This is a genomic window from Psychroserpens sp., assembly GCF_036960315.1.
GTDB lineage: Bacteria > Bacteroidota > Bacteroidia > Flavobacteriales > Flavobacteriaceae > Psychroserpens.
Genome location: NZ_JBALVR010000004.1, coordinates 199,332 through 217,061, shown reverse-complemented (window position 1 = coordinate 217,061; position 17,730 = coordinate 199,332). Strand labels below are relative to the sequence as shown.

Below are 17,730 nucleotides of genomic sequence, written 5' to 3'. Positions count from 1 at the left end.
CTATTTGCTTACTTCTTATTTTTTGTTTGACCAGTTCCGTATTTAGTCAGGATTCTGACTCTTTACAGAAAAAAATTTCAACTATTTTCAAACCTAGTATTGTTTCTACAAATCCTAGTAGTATTTTCTTTTCAAGAATTCAAGGTAATTTCAACTTTTACCCAACAGAGTCCACAAAAATTGACATATCAATAGAAAGTGGCAATGTATGGTCTCCTCCTGTAGTTGCTTATATTCCAAACCAAATTTCAGACAGGGATTACATCAGTCAATTTCCTTGGCATGAAAGAGAGTTTAATGTAGACGTAGAAACATTAGACGCTAAATCATTAGAAGTTGCAAGTGATGGTGTTATTAAAGGTTTTAGACCTAATATCAACTTTAGACTAAATGCAGTTAGCGAATTAAAAATTGGCATGCGTATTTTCTTGTTATCTGGTGGAAAATCGCCTTTCTCATTAATCACTAATGATAAATTCATTGAGTATTTTCATGATAATATTGCTGGAGGAGATGATCCATTTGATCGAGGTTTATATCCAAAAAATGAAGCTTCATTAACCTTTAAGGATAGAAACAATAATCGTGTCAATATTGAAAAAGGGGATGTTTTCATGAACGGATTAGAATTTACACATTTATATTATCCTAAATTCCTTAAAAATGAAAAACGGCATATATATTTTAATATCGCTACTCATGTTGGCTTAAATACATCGAAATACAATAGCGCAATTGACTTAGGCATAGGGATTAACGCCATGAAACAATACACTTACAAACAAGTTGGCGTTTTTAATATTGGTATCAATCTTGGTATCAATAGACTTAACATAATTGATTTAAAATCAAATAACGTAGAATTCTCAACAAATAATTTTCTAGGGAATATTGAATCAATCATTGAATACAACTTCTTTTCAAAAGGAAAAACAAGACATGCTTTTGGTCTAGATTTTTATATTCAAAGCAGTTTATATAAAAAGAAAGAGTTAGATTATTTGATACCTACAAAAAATGGCACCTCTTTTAAATCATGGAACTCAGGTACAGAAAATCTCTACAAAAACAATAATTATTGGACGTTAATGTATACGTTTCAGAAAAAAACATCAGTGACATTTTATTTACAACAAGACTTAACTGTAAATAATAATCCTGATATTCAAGCTGGCATTAATATGATGTTTAATCTTTAATTACTATTTACTAGCAAACAATTTTACATCATTTTCACTTACTTCTTTTTCTCCAAGAATAATTAATCGTTCAACTACATTTCGTAATTCACGAATATTACCTGTCCAGTCGTATTCTTGTAATCTCTTAATAGCTTTTTCTGAAAATTCTTTTTTCGCGGTTCCTTGCTCTTCGGCAATTTTAGTAGTGAAGTGATTTATCAATAAAGGAATATCTTCTCTTCTTTCATTAAGCGCTGGTACTTTAATTAAAATAACGGCTAATCTGTGATATAAATCTTCTCTAAATCTGCCTTCTTCGATTTCTTTCTTGAGATTTTTATTTGTTGCAGCAACCACACGAACATCAACCTTGATGTCTCTATCATTACCAACACGTTGTATTCTACCCTCTTGTAATGCGCGTAATACTTTTGCTTGAGCTGAAAGACTCATATCTCCAATTTCATCAAGAAAAATAGTGCCTCCATTGGCCGCTTCAAACTTTCCTGCTCTGTCTTTTACAGCGCTAGTAAAAGCCCCTTTAACGTGACCAAATAATTCACTTTCGATTAATTCTGAGGGAATCGCAGCACAGTTAACTTCAATTAAAGGCCCTTTAGAACGTTCACTTTTTTGGTGTAACCAATGCGCAACGAGCTCCTTACCTGTTCCGTTAGGACCAGTAATCAATACTCTAGCATCTGTGGCAGATACTTTTTCAATCATATCTTTAATATGAGAAATGGCTTCACTGTCTCCAATCATCTCATACTTTTTGCTCACCTTCTTTTTAAGCATTTTATTCTCGACAACCAATTCTTTTCGGTCTAGAGCAATACGAACGGTATTAAGTAATCTATTTAAATCTGGTGGTTTTGAGATATAATCAAAAGCACCTAGACGCATGGTGTTTACTGCTGTATCTAAATCGCCATGACCAGAAATCATGACCATAGGTATTTCCGGTTTTATCTTTTTAACGGCTTCTAAAACTTCAACACCGTCCATCTTTGGCATTTTGATATCACACAGCACTAAATCAAAATCCTCTTTCTTAATTTTTTCAATACCAACAAGGCCATCTTCAGCTTCATATACTTGATATGTATCGCTTTCTTCAGAAAGTATTTTAACCAATACTCTCCTAATTGATGCCTCGTCTTCAATTACTAAAATTTTTGCCATTTTTATATTTTAAATTTTATTCCGGTTCTTATATAAAACGCATTTACGTCGTCTAATTTAAAAACTTCATCTCTATTATCATCACGTAGTGCATTATTTAATCTGAACGTGTATCCTGTATATGCATATGCGGCAAGGTGTTTGGTGAAAAAGTATTCGTAACCAATTCCTGCAACTGCTACAGATAAAGAAATATTATCAACTTGCTTGCCATTTATTAAAAGAGGTCGCTGTAAATTGGCAAAATACCCATCTAAGCTGACAAAAGTTTGCATTGTGCTTTTCTCTGTAAAAAAATATTTTAAATTAGATTTTGGAACACCTGCAGAAAAAGACCAATTCTCATTTACGCGTCTGTAATAACTCACAAAAGGTAATGGAAATGGCACACCTGTTGTGGCATTATAAGTTAACCCTAAAACCAGACGGTAAGGTCTCTTTATCGTTTCATCATCTGTTCTGTCATGAATTGCAAAAATACCACCATTTAAAAACACATCTTCAAATGTTATTTTTTCAATTAATGTAGATGCGATTCTTGGGTTTACTTTTAATCCGAGTCTCCAATATTCACTCGTTTTAAATGTATAGCCAATATTTAAATCTATAATATTTATGGTTTCTAAAATCGAGGCATCAAAGGGGTAACTGTCTTCTAAGTTTAGTATTATTCTATTGTATTCTACTCCAACAACTAGATAACAATCTTCTTTCGTTTTAATAGGATAGTTTACTAAGGCTCTTATACGAGTGTATTGATCCTCAGAATTACTTTTAGGAATAAACGAATACTCAAATCGCGCTAAGTCTGTGAGCTGTGCCATCATAGAATGTGATACACAACAGAAACACAATACAAAAAAGACTTTACACGATTTAATAATCATAAATTAAACGGTTTTAATTTGAAGCAAGTTATAAAATTATTCAGATTTTTGAATAATATGAATATCTCTTTGAGGGAACGGAATTGAAATATTATGTTCTCTAAATAATCTATCAATCTCAAAACGTATATCACTCTTAGGAAATTGTGCTTTAAAACTATTTGTTAAAGTAAATACTAGTTTAAAATCTAAAGAACTATCTCCAAAATTCGTAAAAACCACAATAGGTTCTGGCGAACTTATGACATCTGGATTCGTACTTGCTGCTTGTAGCAATATTTTTTTTACCAATTGCACATCACTACCATAAGCAACTCCAACCTGAACATTCTCTCGTGTTAGACTTCCATTTTGTGTCCAATTGTATAAGCTATTAGTTAAATACAAATGATTAGGAATCACCAATACTTTATTATCAATAGTTACAGCTCTTGTGGTTCTTAATTTAATCTCTTCTATTCGACCAACTTTACCTTCAATTTCTATAATATCACCTACATGTACCGTTTGATCGATTAAAATAAATACTCCAGATATAATATCTTGAAATAAAGTTTGTAATGCTAAACCAATCCCTATTAGTAAGGCCGCTGATGCTGCAAAAACCGCAGTTACATTGACCCCTACTGAATGCATTGTAATAAGTAAAATCACTATATATATTAGCCATCTGAAATAACCAAAAACGACATTAAACTTACTTCTATCTTCCTTTGGTAAGTTTCTGGTTATAAGTCGCAATATTAATCTTAAAACAAGGGTGGTAATAAAAATTACAGTAACGACAATGAGAACATCCAATATAGAAACACTAATATCCTTACCTATATCTAAATGTCGACCGAGAAAATCTTTGATTCTTTCCCAAGCAGAACTCTCAGTTATTGTTTTCTCTATTTTAGATAAATCTTGAATCATTATTAATATTTAATCCATTTATACAGTTCTTTATAACTTGGTTTTTTACCATACATTAAAATACCAACTCTATAAATTTTTGCTGCAAACCAAACCGTAAACATGAATGTCCCCACTAATATAGTGAATGATAACAATTGTTGCCAAATTGGTACACCAAATGGTATTCGCATAAGCATGACAACCGGAGATGTAAAAGGTATAAATGAAAATACCGTAGAAACTGTTCCGTGAGGATCTTCAATTACCGTAAAAATACCAACATATACAGCCAAGATTAATGGCATAATGATTGGCATCATAAATTGCTGTGTATCCGTTTCGTTATCAACTGCTGCTCCTACTGCTGCATACAGTGAACTATATAATAAATACCCACCTATAAAGAAGAACATAAATGCTATAACCAAATTGGCAATTGGTAAGTTAAAAAACGATTGCATCCCTAACTGTATCTCGTTCGCAATTTCAGGATTTTGCATGGCTTGATTAACAATATCTTGCTGCGGACTTTGTAATTCTGTAAGGCTAACACCAAAAATCGCAGACAAAACAAACATTAATACACTTCCTAAAATCACCCATATTGCAAATTGTGTAATGCCTGCTAACGAGGTTCCAATAATTTTACCCATCATCAAATGAATAGGTTTAACAGAGGAAATAATCACCTCAATAATCCTACTTGTCTTTTCTTCGATAACACTTCGCATGATCATATTTCCGTAGATAATAATAAACATGAACAATAAATAACCTGCTGCTCCACCAAATGCTAATTTTAGATAACTATCAACCTTAGAGGTTTTTTCACCTGTAAATGTTTCTTGAGCAATAATAATATTTGTTTTTGAAGCTTCAATTTGTTCAATATCAACACCACTATTTCGAAGTTTGGTATCTGAGAGTTTCTTTCCGATTTTCTCTTCCAAACTAGTCATGATCGTCAGAGAAGGTGATTCATCTGAATAAAACCGAACACTCTCTAATATATTTGCTGCATCTGAACTTTTCTCAATATAGAGTAACCCAAAGTCTTCTTTTGCTTTAATCAATTCTTTTGCAGTTTCAAGGCTGGTACCGCTTAAAATCGTATAAGTCGTATGCTCTGTATTAACAAACACATCACTCAAGACTCCTGTTTCATCTAATACCGAAATACTGCGCTCTTTATCATTGTTTAATTGAGACAAATAAGCAACGACAGCAATCAGTGCGACCATAATTAACGGACTCACGAATGTCATGATAATGAACGATTTATTCTTAACCTTTGTAAGGTACTCTCTCTTAATAATGAGTGGTAAATGGTTCATTTTAGTTATTTTTTACTGTTTGAATAAAGATATCGTTCGCGCTTGGTACAACTTCAACAAAATGATGCACTTCTGCTCTGGTAGTCAAAAATGACAATAAATCGTTTGAACTATCTTGAGCATTGAGTTTTACATTAAGCTTTACAGCATCATGGAGGTTTTTAAATGTCGCCGGCAATACTTCGTACTTTTCTTTTATCGCGTTTGTTACTCTTTCTACGGAATCGGTTTGAAGACCAACCTCGAAGGTATTTGTCTTGTACTGACGTTTGATGTCTATTAATTTCCCATCTAAAACCTTATTAGATTTATGGATTAGCGCAATGTTGTCACATAGTTCTTCAACAGACTCCATTCGATGTGTTGAAAATATAACAGTTGCACCTTCTTCTCGTAACTGAAGTATCTCGTCTTTGATTAAGTTGGCATTAATGGGATCAAAACCAGAAAACGGTTCATCAAAAATTAACAGTTTAGGTTGATGTAGAACAGTTACAATAAATTGAATTTTTTGAGCTTGTCCTTTACTAAGTTCTTGGATTTTTTTATTCCACCAATCTCCAATTTCTAGTTTCTCGAACCAATATTTTAAGCGCTTTTTCGCTTCAGCTTTAGTCAACCCCTTTAGTTGAGCAAGATATAAAACCTGCTCTCCAACTTTCATGGTCTTATAGAGACCGCGTTCTTCTGGTAAGTAGCCTATATTTTGGATATGCTCAGGTCTTAAAGGCTCTCCATCAAGCATCACATGACCAGTATCTGGCATTGTAATCTGATTGATGATTCTAATAAGCGTTGTCTTTCCTGCTCCATTAGGACCTAATAATCCAAAAATACTTCCCTTAGGAACTGATATAGAAACATTATTTAATGCTCTATACTCTCCGAAGTTTTTAGACACAGAATCTGCCACTAATAGGTTATCCATAAATTGTGTTTGACTGGTTGAATTTAATAATGGTAAAGATAAAAATGTTAGTGATGAAAATTAATTTATATCATTAATTTTTTAACCGTTACTATAGTTTTATCATTCATACCGTAAGTAACTGTTTTTCAATACAATTAAAAGCATATCAGAAAAACAAAACCCACCCTTAAAACTAATTAAGGATGGGAAAAAATTGCTATGAAAAAGAAAAATTACCACTAATAGAAATTAGTGATAATCCAAATATAGTGTTTTTTATTAAAAAAGGGGATTGTTAGGAAAACATATCTTTAACTTTTTCAAAAAACGATTTATCAGTACTTTCTGGCTTTGGGACGAAGTGCTCATCATTCTTCATATTTTCGAAAAACTCCTTTTGCTGCTTGTTAAGTGTTTTTGGAGTCCAAACGTTAACATGCACTAGTAAATCCCCGCTACCATAACCATTAATACTTGGAATTCCTTTTCCGCGTAAGCGCAAAATTTTACCAGATTGCACACCAGTTTCCACCTTGATTCTAACCTTACCAGTAACTGTATCAATTTCTTTTGAAGTTCCTAGGACTGCGTCAGGCAAACTGACATACATATCGTAATGTAAATTATCACCTTCCCGCTTGAGAGTTTCATGTTCTTTTTCTTCGATAACAACTAATAAATCTCCAGAAATACTATTACCTGGAGCCTCATTACCTTTACCTGTCACTTTTAATTGCATTGAATCTACAACTCCAGCTGGTATTTTTACTGAAACAGTTTCTTCTTGAACTTTTAGTCCTTGAGCATCTGCATCAGATGGTTTTTTATCGATACTCTGTCCTGCACCTCCACAAGTTGGACAAGCGGAAGACGTTTGCATACGACCTAAAATCGTATTGGTGACACGAGTCACTTGACCAACTCCATTACAAGTTGCACATGTTCTATATGTGGTTCCTGGCGCTTGAACCTTTCGTTTTACTTTGATTTTTTTCTCAACACCATTAGCTATTTCTTCTAATGTTAAAGAAACTCTAATTCTAAGATTACTTCCTTTAACTCGTCTTTGGCCTCCACCAAATCCGCCGCCTCCAAATCCAGAGAAACCTCCTCCTCCAAAAGCACCGCCAAAGATATCACCAAATTGGCTGAATATGTCATCCATATTCATACCTCCACCGCCAAATCCGCCAGCGCCTTCAAAAGCTTGGTGACCAAATTGGTCAAAGCGTGCTTTTTTATCTGCGTTACTTAACACTTCGTATGCTTCAGCAGCCTCTTTAAATTTTCCTTCTGCATCTGTATCATCTGGGTTTTTATCTGGATGATATTTTAAAGCCATCTTACGATATGCTTTCTTTATTTCTGCTGCAGAAGCGCTTTTATTAATTCCTAATATTTCGTAATAATCTCTCTTTGCCATGTCTGTTTTATTGTCCGATTACAACTTTTGGGAAACGTATAACTTTTTCTCCTAGTTTATATCCTTTTTCAACCACATCGATAATCTTCCCTTTTAAATCATCACTTGGTGCTGGTATTTGTGTTATTGCCTCATGGTCATCTGCATTGAATGCATCTCCTTGATTAACTTCAATCTTAACTAAGCCTTTTTTCTCTAAAGCAGATAAAAGTTTGTTGTAAATCAACAATACACCTTTACGTAATTCTTCGGCTTCTTTATCGTCTTCAATATGTAATAAGGCACGCTCAAAATCATCAAGCACAGGCAACATTGCTACCATCATATCTTCACTTGCCGTTTTAAAAAGATCAATACGTTCTTTAGATGTTCTTTTTTTATAATTTTCGAATTCGGCAAATAGACGCATAAACTTGTCTTTTTCTTTAGCCAATTCTTCTTGCAATTGCTCTTCAACACTGATGTTTTCAGTATTTGAATTCTCTTTGTTATCAATAACCTCTTCTTGCAATTGAGGCTCTTCTATCGTTTGATTTTTATCTTTCTTACTCATTATTCTTGATTATTAAACTAAATCTTCGATTTAAGATGGCAAAAGTACTGCCATTATCTTAAAAATGTCAAAATGTCATCAAAATACTTTCTACGGAATTGACAAATCCTTCAGCATTACTTATTTTTTGAAAACATGACCGCTAAAACATAAAAAAATATGAAACTAATATTTTTATAGTTTTCAATGATTTTAGTTTTGGCTATTACATTTAAAGACTGTAAGGATAAACCTGAAGAAACGAACGAATGAAGCCGAAGGTACTTCAGAAAGTAAAAGTACTTCTGAGAACTATATGGTTAACGTTACTGAGAATGATATTCACTGGAAAGGTTTCAATCGTATTGTAATCACCTAGGATATCGCTTTTGAATATCTCTGATCAAATATTCTAAACCATTTAATTTCAACTCATAAACCTGAGTAAGCATATCCCCTAATTTTCCTTTTGGAAATCCTTTATTATGATACCAAACGATATAATATTCTGGTATATCTATCAAATATCGGCCTTCATATTTACCAAAAGGCATTTTGGTATGAGCTAGTTTAATGAGGAAATTTTTATCGGGTTGTTGAAGCATTCTATTGTGATCTAAAAGCTCTGAACTTTTTAAGTTCGTCTTTTACAAATAGAGACCAAATGGCTTGTTGCTCTTTATTTATAGAATTCTGACTTTGTGTATCGTAAGCATTTTGCATTTTAGCCAAATCATCATTTGCTTTCTGATGTAAGCTTCTTAAATTTTCTTTAATAGTTTGAGAGACTTTTAATTTAGAAATCTCATAACGCAATAGTCTTACATGTAATTCGGTAATATCAAAATGAAGCTGCTCATGACTAAGAATATGAGCGTCACCTTTGTCTTTGATATACCATGATTTCTCAGGATAAAAATGCGCATCGGCTTCAGACTCAAAACTCACAAATGCGCCATTACTTTGCTTCACTGAAAATGAAAATGTAATTCCGGATGCTGTGACAGCTACAGCATCAGTATTTGCATCGACTGGACCTCTAAAGTCTGTCCAAACGAGTTTTTTAGATTCGTTCCATTCAATTGTAACCTCACTATTTGAGGAGATATTCAGAAATACAAGTAAGATAACTAATAGTCTTGGCAACATTATTTCTTCCAGTTAAACGTGATATCTTTTTCGATATCTGGATGTAAACTGTTATGTACAGGACAAGTATTTGCAATGCGTTCTAGAATTTTTCGGGTCTTATCATCAGCTTCAAACGGAAAATCCAATAGGACTTCTATCTTAAAAATTCGTCTTGGTTCGCTCGCCATGACTTTGTTCACTTGAGCTGTTGTTCCGGTCATATCTACACCCATATCTCTTGCTTTAATTCCCATAACGGTAATCATGCAACTTGCCAGTCCTGTGGCAACAGTATCTGTAGGTGAAAACGCTTCTCCTTTACCATTATTGTCTAAAGGCGCATCTGTAATAAAATATTTTTTTGATTTTAGGTGAACGCTTTCTGTTCTTAAATTACCTAGATAAGTTACTTTTGAGGTCATTGTCCTGCTTCTACTATGGTTAGGTTATCGAACTTAACAATATAAACGGCTTCGTTATAATAACCACCAAATTGCTTTTTAGTATAACGAAATTTATTCTCCACATACTCTGTTTCAACATCACTAGATGACGCTTTATACAAATCGTCTTCGCTAGCCAATCGCAACAGAAGGTCCAAGGTTAAATCAAATCCACGAACTGCGTACCTGTTAGGGCTCACATTATATTCTCTTCTGTATGCTCTTACAAAAGGATTATTAGCTGTTAAGATATCGGTTGTTTTATTTGGCGACGGATAATGAAACTTCAGATTAGATAAATGATAGTTTGAAATCTCTCTACCCTCGAAAGCGCTATTTTTGTTGGTCGTCATCAAAATAATCTCTTGATCTTCAACATTCAAACCGTTAATCATACTAATCACGTTTGAGGCAAAACCTTCGTTATCGGTTTCTAAAAAGACAATATTTCTTCCATCTTTAAAGACATTTTCTAAATCGGTTTGGTATATAAAATAAGCTTCTTGGTCTTTTTTGTTTTTTCTTGAAAATATCTGTTTTGATGAAGGAAACTCCCCTTTCAATCGATCACTAATAGTTTTGTGTTTTGAATCTGCTATGATTAGCATATGTCTAGGCAATGAATCAGATTTTACAAAATTGATCATGGCTCTTTCTAATAAATCGTTTGATGGAATCGTTTGAAACACATTATCATAAAGATTATCAGGCATTGTTAATGGTGACAATACTGGCACGTTATCTTTCTTCAATTCTAAAGCAACACGATCTAAGTTTTTAGGTAATAAAGGACCAATCACAGCATCGTATTCTGAAAAATCATTTGAATTCAAAATATTAGAAATTTCAGAAGGTTGGTTTCGTGTATCAAAGACTTTAAGATAGGTTGAAATCCCAAGACGTTTTGCCGAATCTATTGCCATTAGCGCTCCAGCATGAAAATCTAGCGATACTGATAACAACCGGTCTTTTCTTATTGCTTTTTTAGACTCACTAACAGAATCTACATCAATTCTATGTGTTCTATATGGTAACATCAAAGCAATTTTCTTTCTGCTGAGATTTGATAAATTATTGGAAAGATTAGTATTATCCAAATCTTTAATAACTAATTCTGTTTGGGCATTTTGAGGAACTCGCAATACCATTCCTAATTTTAATCCAGTTTCTTTTAATCCAGGGTTCAATTGCTCAATTTCTTCTTGGGTTACACCTAATTTTCTATTAAGCGCCATGTAACCTTCACTCTTTAAAACTGTATAGTAGTTATAACTCTCCTCTACAATTCTCTCTTCATTGTTACTAATATTAGGAACATTTACTACTTGCCCAGTTTGCAAAACGTCTTCAAGGTTTGGGTTTAAAGCTTCTAGTTCAGGGACAGTTATTCCAAACTTATATGCCACACGCCATTTACCTTCTTTTGGCAACACCTTATACTTTTTAATCGTATTGTTAAGGGATACTTTATTTACAATTGTTTTGTACTTCGGAATCTTAATTTTGTCACCTTTTCGTAAATTTTCAGAATACAAATACGTGTTATGTTTCTTAATATCTTCAATTTCTATGTTATAATCTTTAGCAATACTGTATAAGGTTTGTTTACGCTTAACTTTATGCTTTTTAAAACCAATCAACTCTCTCTCATTTTCTTGGACAGGAGTATTCTTGACCTTAGAGTTTGGGATAATCAAAACCGTATTTGGCCCAATAGATTTTTTAGCATCAGGATTAAGCGCATAAATATCAAAAGGTGTTACAAGATATTGCTTGGATATACTTTCAATCGTTTCACCTTGCTTAACCTTGTGTGTTTTATACTCTTGTGCAAAAGCAGGCATACTGAATAGCACTACAAGAATTATGAGAACGCGTTTTTTCATTTAAAATTTATTTGATTGAAGCTGTTATTGTCATTGAATCCTACTATTCCCATTCAATGGTTGCTGGTGGTTTTGAACTAATATCATATACCACTCTATTAACACCTTTTACTTTATTTATTATTTCGTTCGAGGTTTTTTGTAAAAATTCATACGGAAGGTTAACCCAATCGGCTGTCATACCATCTGTACTCTCCACAGCTCTCAAAGCGACACACTTCTCGTAAGTACGTTCGTCTCCCATGACTCCTACACTATTTACTGGAAGCAACATTGCTCCTGCCTGCCATACTTTATCGTATAAATTCCATGATTTTAAATTATCAATAAAAACAGCATCAACCTCTTGTAATATACGCACTTTTTCCCGAGTTATATCTCCTAGAATACGAATTGCTAATCCAGGACCAGGAAACGGGTGACGACCTAAAATCGTAGGATCCATATCCATAGAAGCGCCAACACGACGCACTTCATCTTTAAACAATGCTCTTAGCGGTTCTACTATTTTTAATTTCATATAATCTGGCAAACCTCCAACATTATGATGGCTTTTAATCGTTGCACTTGGGCCACCAGTTGCTGAAACACTTTCAATAACATCTGGATAAATGGTACCTTGCGCCAACCATTTCACACCTTCTATATGATGCGCTTCATCATCAAAAACCTCAATGAACACACGACCGATAGCTTTTCTTTTCTTCTCAGGATCGCTTACATTTTCTAAGGCATCCAAAAAGCGTGCCGAAGCATCTACACCTTTAACGTTAAGTCCCATTCCTTCGTATTGCTCAAGTACACTTTTGTACTCATTTTTCCGAAGCAAACCATTATTTACGAAAATACAGTATAGGTTTTTCCCAATGGCTTTGTGCAATAATATAGCAGCAACCGAAGAATCTACACCTCCAGATAAACCTAAAACGACTTTATCGCTTCCTAATTGTGCTTTTAGTGCATCTACAGTTTCTTCAACAAATGAATCTGGTGTCCAATCTTGCTCTAATTGCGCGATATGCACTAAGAAATTTTCTAACAATTGTCTACCATCTTTAGAGTGATAGACTTCAGGATGAAACTGAATAGCATAAGTTGTTTCTCCTTCTATTTTAAAGGCAGCGTTTTCTACATCATGTGTACTCGCCAACAAAACGCCATTTGTAGGTAATTGTTTTATGGTATCACTATGACTCATCCATACCTGACTTCCTTTTGAAATACCAGTAAAAAAGTCTTCATCTTCTTTTACAAAACTTAAATTGGCCCTTCCATACTCTCGAGTATTAGATTCTGCGACTTTTCCACCTGAAAAATGTGCCAAATACTGAGCACCATAACAGACAGCAAGCATTGGCTTTTTTCCTCTTATTTGGGATAAGTCGGGATGAAGTACATCTTCACCTCTTACCGAGTTTGGACTTCCAGAAAGTATGACAGCTTTAAAACTTTCAGAATCTGCAGGAATTTTATTAAATGGATGAATTTCGCAGTAGATATTTAATTCTCTAACGCGACGTGCAATAAGTTGTGTGTATTGCGAACCGAAATCTAAAATTAGGACTTTGTTGTGTTGCATGTGCAAAAGTAATAATTGCATCTAAAATTAAAACTAGAATACAACAATTTTTACACTAAATTGTTAACACCAAAAACTCGCCTTTTAATGGTTCTAGTTCTTCTATTAACTTCGGAATAATCTCGCTTCCATAATCTAAATAAAACTCTGAGAAATTCATGTTTCTTTCTTGTAAACTCTGACCTGGAAATAATACATCTTGAATATCAGTAATACGCTCTATATGATCATTCAGTTTTCGTTTTTGAGCTTTTAGTAGACGATTTTCCAAATGCTCTAAACCTTTAATTTGCTTTCGTTCTTGAGAAGCAACAGCTCCTTTAAATGATTTATCTGTTTGTTCTGCTAGTTTATATAAGGCTTCAAATTGCTGTTCTAAATGTGCTTTTTGATCTGAAAAATCAATATTAACTTCTGAAACTTGCTTAGTCACTTTCGTTTTTAAATCATTCTGCTTCAGAAATAAGTCCTTAACCGAAATATCCAGTTTTTGAAGTTTTTCTTTTTGCTTATCAGTGATTAATAACACCGAATTACGTAGCAACAACATAGGAAAAACCACCTTTTGTGCTTCAAAATTAGATTTCAGTTGCAACCAATACGCCAACTCACCTCCTCCTCCAATATAACAGAGATTTGGTAAAACTACTTCTTGATATAACGGACGCATGATCACATTTGGACTAAACCGTTCCGGGTGCTCTAAGAGCACTTTTTGTATCTCACTCTTGCTCCACTTAATACTTGTATTATTGATTTTGTAAGTACCTTCACTTTCAATAATACGTTCTCTTATACCTTCAGTGATATAGAACAAATTAATTTCTCTTGGATTTACCTGAATTTTATAACTCCCATCTAAAGCATTAAGTTTTTCATTTGCTTGAGACACCTTATCAAATGATGTTTGGTTTACCAATTCATCCTTGACATATGGCAAAAACATTCGCTTTAAATCTTTGTCGTTTCCATCAACAATCACCAATCCTAAATCCGAAAACAATTCATTTACCAAATAACGCATCGCATCTGTTAAGTTGTGATGCTCTAAGTACGCGCTTCGGAATAATCTTTTTAATTCGACAGCATTAGTTGTCGAATTTAACTGATTTGCTAACACATCGAAAACTTGATCTAAACCGTCGAGATTCAATTCGCCGACGGCACCAGATGCCTCGCGATTCCACTGCACTTTTCGTCCTCGAAAATTGAAAAAATTAATTTCGTCAAAATCATGGTCTTCGGTTGCCATCCAATAGATAGGCACAAAATTCTGATTTGGATATTCAGCTTTTAATTGTGTACACAAATTAATCGTAGAAAAAATTTTATAGAAAAAATAAAGCGGACCCGTAAATAAATTGAGTTGATGACCTGTAGTAATTGTAAAGGTATTGGCCTCACTTAATAAATTGATATTCGAATTTGTAGCTTCGGAAATATCAACTGAACTGTATTGGTTTTTAATAGATTGTACTAAAACACGTCGAGTTTCCGAAGTAAAAGAGTCTTGCTTCTCTTTAATTTGAGATTCAAAATTTTCAAGCTTAGGAAAACGATTATAAAACGATTTCAAATCGCTATTTTCATCTAAATAATCACAAATCAAGGAAGAAAAATAATTGGTTTCTCTAAACGGAATACAGTCGGTTGGCATAGTTATAATTCAATTCAAGCGTAAAGATAATGCTCTTAACTTTTTTTAAGTCCTAAATTTTAGTTAATTCACTCCCACTTCATATCTTTACTCAATATCATAATCAATCTCGTTTAAATCCCATGATTAAATCATTCTCTCTAGTAGTCGCATTATTCTTTTCTGTCTCATTTTTTGCTCAAAACCTGCAATCGCCTTCAGAATTTTTAGGTTACGACTTAGGTACAAAATTTTCAAGACACCACCAAGTGGTTGATTATTTCAAACATATTAAAACACAAAACCCTCAACAAGTTAAACTAGATTTCTATGGTTTAACCAATGAAAGACGACCTTTAATGTTGGCCATTATCTCTTCCGAAGAGAATATGAAAAACCTCGAAACCATTAGAGAAAACAACCTTAAAAACGCAGGTATTCTAGAAGGGACACCCAGCGCAAACAACATAGCTATCGTTTGGCTAAGTTATAATGTACATGGTAATGAAGCGTCGAGCACTGAAGCCGCGATGAATACGATTTACAAACTGCTAACTGAGAAAAAAGAATATCTAAAAAATACAATTGTGATTATCGACCCTTGCATTAATCCAGACGGCCGTGATCGCTATGTAAATTGGTATAACGAAACAGCAAGTGTGCCTTATGATATCGACCAACAAGCGAGTGAGCATAGTGAACCATGGCCTGGAGGACGACCAAACCACTATCTATTTGATTTAAACAGAGACTGGGCTTGGGCAACGCAAGTAGAATCTGCTTCTCGTCTAAAAGTATACAATAAATGGATGCCACATATTCATGTTGATTTTCATGAGCAAGGCATAAACGAACCTTATTATTTTGCGCCAGCTGCAGAACCATTTCATGAAATAATTAGTGATTGGCAACGCAATTTTCAAACACAAATTGGTAAAAATCACGCCAAGTATTTTGATGCTGAAGGTTGGCTGTATTTCACACGCGAACGCTTTGATTTATTATATCCAAGTTATGGAGACACCTATCCAACTTATATGGGAGCTATTGGTATGACTTACGAGCAAGGTGGACATGGTCGTGCTGGTTTAGGGATTTTAAATGATGAAAGTGATGTACTGACTTTAGTAGACCGGTTAACGCATCATACAGTATCGGGATTATCTACGGTTGAAATATCTTCTAGAAATGCCGAAAAACTAAACACCGAGTTTGCTAAGTATTTTAATAATTCAAATCTTAAATACAAAAGCTACGTCTTAAAAGGTAATGCAGATAAAATTCAGAGCTTAACTACACTTCTAGATAAGCATGAAATTAAGTATGGTTTCGCTCAAGGCGGAAAAGTAAGTGGATACGATTACGCTTCGTCTAAACAAGGTCAGATGAATACCTCATCAAAAGATTTGGTTGTGAGCACGAATCAACCCAAAGGAAAAATGGTAAAAGTCTTATTTGAACCTCAAACCAAATTAAGTGATTCATTAACTTATGACATTACAGCTTGGTCTGTTCCTTATGCTTACGGATTAGATGCTGTGGCTTCTAAAACTTTGATTAAAACGGATAATACTATTTTTAAGGAGATTCCTAATCCACTCAAAAACTCAGGATCTACAGGATATGTTTTAGAATGGAGGAGTATGAAAGATGCGCAGTTTTTAGCCGATTTACTTAATGGCGGAATCAAAGTACGTTTTACAGAAAAACCATTTACAACTCAAGGAAAAACTTATGATAGAGGTTCTTTAATTATTGTAAGAGGTGATAATAAAACGGTTAATGATTTCGATGATAGATTTATTGCAATAGCTTTTAGACACAACAGATTACCCGAAGCTATTACTTCTGGGTTTTCAACATCTGGTCCAGATTTTGGATCTCCAGATATCAAATTGGTGAATCCTCCAAAAATAGCAATATTGTCTGGAGACTATACCTCATCATTGAGTTATGGAGAAATATGGCACTTTTTTGAACAACAATTGCACTATCCTCTAACATCTATTAAGACAGATGATTTGAGCGGGACGAACTTATCAAAATACAATGTGTTAATTATGCCTAATGGCTATTATGGTGGTTTACTCAATGAAAAATTAATGGATAAACTTAAAACATGGATTCGTTCAGGTGGAAAAGTCATCGCGATTGATGGTGCTTTAAATAGTTTTGTTGATAAGGATGGTTTCGGACTTAAGAGAAATCAACCCCAAGATTCTTCCAAAAATAAAGAAGCTGGTAAACTGATTAAATATGCGGATAGAGAACGTTATTATACTAAAGATCTCATCTCTGGAGCAATCTTCAAAACAGATGTCGATAACACACATCCTATGGCTTTTGGTTATGATGACACTTATTTTACTTTGAAACGTGGAAGCTCGTCTTACAGTTTATTGGATGGAGGTTACAATGTGGCTTATCTTGGTAAAAACCCTAAAAACGTATCTGGATATGCTGGTCAAGAGGCCTTAAAAAAATTAGATAATTCGCTCATTTTTGGCGAACAACGTATGGGAAGTGGAAGCGTCATTTATTTAGTTGACAATGTCATGTTTAGAAGCTTCTGGGAAAACGGAAAACTCTTTTTTGTGAACTCTATTTTCTTTGTGAATAACAATTTGGTCGAGCTATAAAACGTTTATATAATACATTAAAAAAGCTCAAGACATTTAATTCTTGAGCCTTTTTGATTTTTAT

15 protein-coding genes are annotated in these 17,730 nt (G+C 33.8%); 2 read left to right on the top strand and 13 right to left on the bottom strand.

Annotation, left to right across the window (positions count from 1 at the left end; genetic code table 11):
- Positions 1-26: 26 nt before the first annotated feature.
- Entirely contained in the window at positions 27-1,199 is a 1,173-nt protein-coding gene (locus V7719_RS09055; RefSeq protein ID WP_335729569.1) for a hypothetical protein, read from the top strand.
- Positions 1,200-1,202: 3 nt separating this feature from the next.
- Here V7719_RS09055 and V7719_RS09050 read toward each other — a convergent pair whose 3' ends face one another.
- From V7719_RS09050 to bshC, 13 genes are all read right to left on the bottom strand, one after another.
- Positions 1,203-2,366 (bottom strand): sigma-54-dependent transcriptional regulator, encoded by a 1,164-nt coding sequence (locus V7719_RS09050; protein WP_335729567.1) that lies wholly within the window; start codon positions 2,364-2,366, stop codon positions 1,203-1,205.
- Positions 2,367-2,368: 2 nt separating this feature from the next.
- The gene (locus tag V7719_RS09045) at positions 2,369-3,253 is read right to left on the bottom strand and encodes a DUF6268 family outer membrane beta-barrel protein (RefSeq protein ID WP_335729565.1); all 885 of its coding nucleotides are present in this window, start codon (positions 3,251-3,253) and stop codon (positions 2,369-2,371) included.
- Between the two features lie 36 nt (positions 3,254-3,289).
- Positions 3,290-4,171, bottom strand: coding sequence for a mechanosensitive ion channel family protein (locus V7719_RS09040; RefSeq protein WP_335729564.1), 882 nt, complete (start codon positions 4,169-4,171; stop codon positions 3,290-3,292).
- A gap of 2 nt (positions 4,172-4,173) precedes the next feature.
- Positions 4,174-5,487 (bottom strand): ABC transporter permease, encoded by a 1,314-nt coding sequence (locus V7719_RS09035; RefSeq protein ID WP_335729563.1) that lies wholly within the window; start codon positions 5,485-5,487, stop codon positions 4,174-4,176.
- A 1-nt stretch (position 5,488) separates the two neighbouring features.
- Positions 5,489-6,415, bottom strand: coding sequence for an ABC transporter ATP-binding protein (locus V7719_RS09030; protein ID WP_335729562.1), 927 nt, complete (start codon positions 6,413-6,415; stop codon positions 5,489-5,491).
- Between the two features lie 277 nt (positions 6,416-6,692).
- Positions 6,693-7,820 carry a molecular chaperone DnaJ gene (gene dnaJ, locus V7719_RS09025; protein ID WP_335729561.1) on the bottom strand — a complete coding sequence of 376 codons (1,128 nt, stop codon included), beginning with the start codon at positions 7,818-7,820 and terminating at the stop codon, positions 6,693-6,695.
- A gap of 7 nt (positions 7,821-7,827) precedes the next feature.
- A complete protein-coding gene (locus tag V7719_RS09020; protein WP_335729560.1) occupies positions 7,828-8,373 on the bottom strand; it encodes a nucleotide exchange factor GrpE in 546 nt (181 codons plus the stop codon).
- Between the two features lie 350 nt (positions 8,374-8,723).
- Positions 8,724-8,957 carry a DUF3820 family protein gene (locus V7719_RS09015; RefSeq protein ID WP_335729559.1) on the bottom strand — a complete coding sequence of 78 codons (234 nt, stop codon included), beginning with the start codon at positions 8,955-8,957 and terminating at the stop codon, positions 8,724-8,726.
- Position 8,958: 1 nt separating this feature from the next.
- Positions 8,959-9,501, bottom strand: coding sequence for a DUF922 domain-containing protein (locus tag V7719_RS09010; protein WP_335729558.1), 543 nt, complete (start codon positions 9,499-9,501; stop codon positions 8,959-8,961).
- Positions 9,501-9,905, bottom strand: a complete 405-nt coding sequence (locus V7719_RS09005; protein WP_335729557.1) for an OsmC family protein — start codon at positions 9,903-9,905, stop codon at positions 9,501-9,503. Before V7719_RS09005 ends, V7719_RS09010 begins: the two co-directional genes overlap by 1 nt.
- A complete protein-coding gene (locus V7719_RS09000) occupies positions 9,902-11,812 on the bottom strand; it encodes a LysM peptidoglycan-binding domain-containing protein (protein ID WP_335729556.1) in 1,911 nt (636 codons plus the stop codon). Before V7719_RS09000 ends, V7719_RS09005 begins: the two co-directional genes overlap by 4 nt.
- A 43-nt stretch (positions 11,813-11,855) precedes the next feature.
- Complete coding sequence (gene guaA, locus V7719_RS08995; RefSeq protein ID WP_335729555.1) at positions 11,856-13,391, bottom strand: glutamine-hydrolyzing GMP synthase; 1,536 nt, start codon at positions 13,389-13,391, stop codon at positions 11,856-11,858.
- Positions 13,392-13,446: 55 nt separating this feature from the next.
- On the bottom strand, positions 13,447-15,048 hold the full coding sequence (gene bshC / locus V7719_RS08990) for a bacillithiol biosynthesis cysteine-adding enzyme BshC (RefSeq protein WP_335729554.1): 1,602 nt from the start codon (positions 15,046-15,048) through the stop codon (positions 13,447-13,449).
- Between the two features lie 122 nt (positions 15,049-15,170).
- On the opposite strand from bshC, the gene V7719_RS08985 reads away from it, so the two are divergent.
- On the top strand, positions 15,171-17,666 hold the full coding sequence (locus tag V7719_RS08985) for a M14 metallopeptidase family protein (protein ID WP_335729553.1): 2,496 nt from the start codon (positions 15,171-15,173) through the stop codon (positions 17,664-17,666).
- The last annotated feature ends 64 nt before the right edge of the window (positions 17,667-17,730 follow it).

Bases quoted from the DNA above. Each gene is read 5' to 3' on its own strand.
- V7719_RS09000 (WP_335729556.1), bottom strand. From the start codon at position 11,812: ATGAAAAAACGCGTTCTCATAATTCTTGTAGTGCTATTCAGTATGCCT.
- V7719_RS09010 (WP_335729558.1), bottom strand. From the start codon at position 9,501: ATGTTGCCAAGACTATTAGTTATCTTACTTGTATTTCTGAATATCTCC.
- V7719_RS09015 (WP_335729559.1), bottom strand. From the start codon at position 8,957: ATGCTTCAACAACCCGATAAAAATTTCCTCATTAAACTAGCTCATACC.
- V7719_RS09035 (WP_335729563.1), bottom strand. From the start codon at position 5,487: ATGAACCATTTACCACTCATTATTAAGAGAGAGTACCTTACAAAGGTT.
- V7719_RS09030 (WP_335729562.1), bottom strand. From the start codon at position 6,415: ATGGATAACCTATTAGTGGCAGATTCTGTGTCTAAAAACTTCGGAGAG.
- dnaJ (WP_335729561.1), bottom strand. From the start codon at position 7,820: ATGGCAAAGAGAGATTATTACGAAATATTAGGAATTAATAAAAGCGCT.
- V7719_RS08985 (WP_335729553.1), top strand. From the start codon at position 15,171: ATGATTAAATCATTCTCTCTAGTAGTCGCATTATTCTTTTCTGTCTCA.
- guaA (WP_335729555.1), bottom strand. From the start codon at position 13,391: ATGCAACACAACAAAGTCCTAATTTTAGATTTCGGTTCGCAATACACA.
- V7719_RS09020 (WP_335729560.1), bottom strand. From the start codon at position 8,373: ATGAGTAAGAAAGATAAAAATCAAACGATAGAAGAGCCTCAATTGCAA.
- bshC (WP_335729554.1), bottom strand. From the start codon at position 15,048: ATGCCAACCGACTGTATTCCGTTTAGAGAAACCAATTATTTTTCTTCC.
- V7719_RS09040 (WP_335729564.1), bottom strand. From the start codon at position 4,171: ATGATTCAAGATTTATCTAAAATAGAGAAAACAATAACTGAGAGTTCT.
- V7719_RS09005 (WP_335729557.1), bottom strand. From the start codon at position 9,905: ATGACCTCAAAAGTAACTTATCTAGGTAATTTAAGAACAGAAAGCGTT.
- V7719_RS09045 (WP_335729565.1), bottom strand. From the start codon at position 3,253: ATGATTATTAAATCGTGTAAAGTCTTTTTTGTATTGTGTTTCTGTTGT.
- V7719_RS09050 (WP_335729567.1), bottom strand. From the start codon at position 2,366: ATGGCAAAAATTTTAGTAATTGAAGACGAGGCATCAATTAGGAGAGTA.